3 protein-coding genes are annotated in these 2,134 nt (G+C 74.9%); 2 read left to right on the forward strand and 1 reads right to left on the reverse strand.

Annotation, left to right across the window (positions count from 1 at the left end; translation table 11 throughout):
- The coding region (locus AB0C29_RS45140) for a response regulator transcription factor (protein WP_360834072.1) at window positions 1-599 on the forward strand (599 nt) is incomplete at its 5' end.
- Between the two features lie 115 nt (window positions 600-714).
- A complete protein-coding gene (locus tag AB0C29_RS45145; RefSeq protein WP_360834074.1) occupies window positions 715-1,419 on the forward strand; it encodes a VOC family protein in 705 nt (234 codons plus the stop codon).
- On the opposite strand, the gene AB0C29_RS45150 is transcribed toward AB0C29_RS45145, so the two are convergent.
- Window positions 1,416-2,134: polysaccharide deacetylase family protein (locus AB0C29_RS45150; protein WP_360834077.1), on the reverse strand; the 719-nt coding region annotated here is incomplete at its 5' end. The two genes, AB0C29_RS45145 and AB0C29_RS45150, sit on opposite strands and share 4 nt — an antisense overlap.

A 2,134-nucleotide genomic window follows, 5' to 3' on the forward strand; every position in this document is an offset into this window, starting at 1 on the left:
GCGCTCTCCTGGAGCGCGACCCGACGCTGGCCGTGGTGGGCGAGGCCGCCGACGGCAGCGAGGTCCCGGCGGCGGTGGCCACCCACCACCCCGACGTCGTCCTGATGGACATCCGCATGCCCCGCGTCGACGGCCTGGCCGCCACCGAATCGCTGCGCCGCCGCCCGAGCGCGCCGGAGGTCATCGTCCTGACCACCTTCGACGCCGACGAGTTCGTGCTGCGCGCCCTGCGGGCCGGCGCCAGCGGCTTCCTGCTGAAGGACACCCCGCCGGTGGAGATCCTGCACGCGGTACGCCGGGTGGCCCAGGGCGAGGCGATGCTGTCACCCGCGGTGACCCGCCGCCTGATCGCCCACGTGGCGGCGCCGGAGGCGGGCGGCGGACGGCAGCGGGCGCTGAGCGCGCTCGAAGGCCTCAGCGAGCGCGAACGCGAGGTCGCTTTGCTGCTGGGCCAGGGCCGCGCGAACGCGGAGATCGCCACGGAACTGTTCATGAGCGTCGCGACGGTGAAGGCGCACGTCTCCCGCCTGCTGGTCAAGCTCAACCTGAACAACCGCGTCCAGATCGCCCTCCTCGTCCACGACGCCGGCCTGGCCTGATCTCGGCCCGGCCGGCCACGCCGAGGCTGTCCCTGCTCGTCCACGGCCTGCCTTCGGCCTGGCCGCGCGGCGTCTGATTCGGCCGGGCCGCGGCCCGGGATGAGACCATGCCGGGATGACCGAGGAGACGATCGACGACGGCGTGGCGCTCAGCGCCGCCCACATCTCGGCGGCGGTCGGCGAGCTCGGCTGGCGCTACGTCCTGGGCACCCTGCGCGCCTCGATCCGGCTGGGTCCGCTGTGGCAGGTAGCGGAAGTCGCCACCGAGCTGATCCGGGCCTGCGGCGCCGGCGCCGACGAGTGCCTCTGGCTGGACCTGCGGCCCGGACGGCTGGAGCTCACCCTGCATCCACCGGACCCGGCCGGACTGACCGCCCGGGAACTGGCCCACGCCCGCATGATCGCCACCACGGCCGCGGAGATGGGCCTGCCGCTCGCGCCGGACGCCGACGGCCGGCGGTCGGTGCAGGCGCTGGAGATCGCCGTCGACGCGCTGGACATCGCGGAGATCCGGCCGTTCTGGAAGGCCGTGCTCGGCTACACCGACGAGCCGGGCGGCGGCGGCCCGCGCGATCCGATCGTGGACCCGCTCGCGCAGGGCCCGGCGCTCTGGTTCCAACAGATGACCGGCCCGCGGGCCCAGCGCAACCGGCTGCACCTGGACGTCTCGGTGCCGCACGACGAGGCGCCGGCGCGGATCCGGGCCGCGCTGAGCGCGGGCGGCATCCTGCTGTCCGAGGCCCGGGCGCCGTCCTTCTGGATCCTCGCCGACCCCGAGGGCAACGAAGCCTGCGTCACCACCTGGCAGGGCCGCGACTAATGCATCCGGCGCCGCGTTGCGAGCGGCATCGTGGGGCTACCGGGAACGGCAGTGGCGACGAGTTCGGAGACGGTCGCGAAGCGGAAGCCGCGGGCCCGCAGCCCTTCGATCATCGCCCCGAGCCGGCGCAGGGCCACCAGCCGCCGGTCCGCGCCGACGTCGTGGGCCAGCACGATGTCACCCGGACGGACCCCGTCGACGATCGCGCGGACCTGGGCGTCCGGGTCGTCGGCGAAGGCCCGTTCGCGCATCTGCTGGGACCACAGCACGATGTCGTAGCCCAGCGAGTCGGCCGCCAGCAGCGTCGAGCCGCCCAGGTGGCCGTACGGTGGCCGCATCAGGGCCGGCGCCCGGCCGGTGACCTCGTGGATCACCTCGTGGGTCCGGGTCAGCTCGGCGGTGACCCCGGCCAGGTCGAGGGTGGCCAGATCGTCGTGCGACCACGAGTGGTTGCCGACCTCGTGGTTGTCCAGCCGCCCGCGGACGAGGCCGGCGTGCTCCCGCAGGTTCCGCCCCACCATGAAGAACGTGGCCGGCACCCCGGCCGCCTCCAGCGTGTCCAGCACCATCGGCGTCCACCGCGGCCCCGGCCCGTCGTCGAAGGTGAGCGCCACCACCGGTTCGGCGGTCTCGGCGTAGTACCGCACGGTCACGTCGGCGTGCCGGGCCGCGGCCGGCGTGTCGGCGGCCCCCGCTCGGCGGCGGCTACGCGGCG

The sequence above is a fragment of the Actinoplanes sp. NPDC048791 genome (assembly GCF_040650095.1).
Classification (GTDB): domain Bacteria; phylum Actinomycetota; class Actinomycetes; order Mycobacteriales; family Micromonosporaceae; genus Actinoplanes.

Bases quoted from the DNA above. Each gene is read 5' to 3' on its own strand.
- AB0C29_RS45145 (WP_360834074.1), top strand. From the start codon at position 715: ATGACCGAGGAGACGATCGACGACGGCGTGGCGCTCAGCGCCGCCCAC.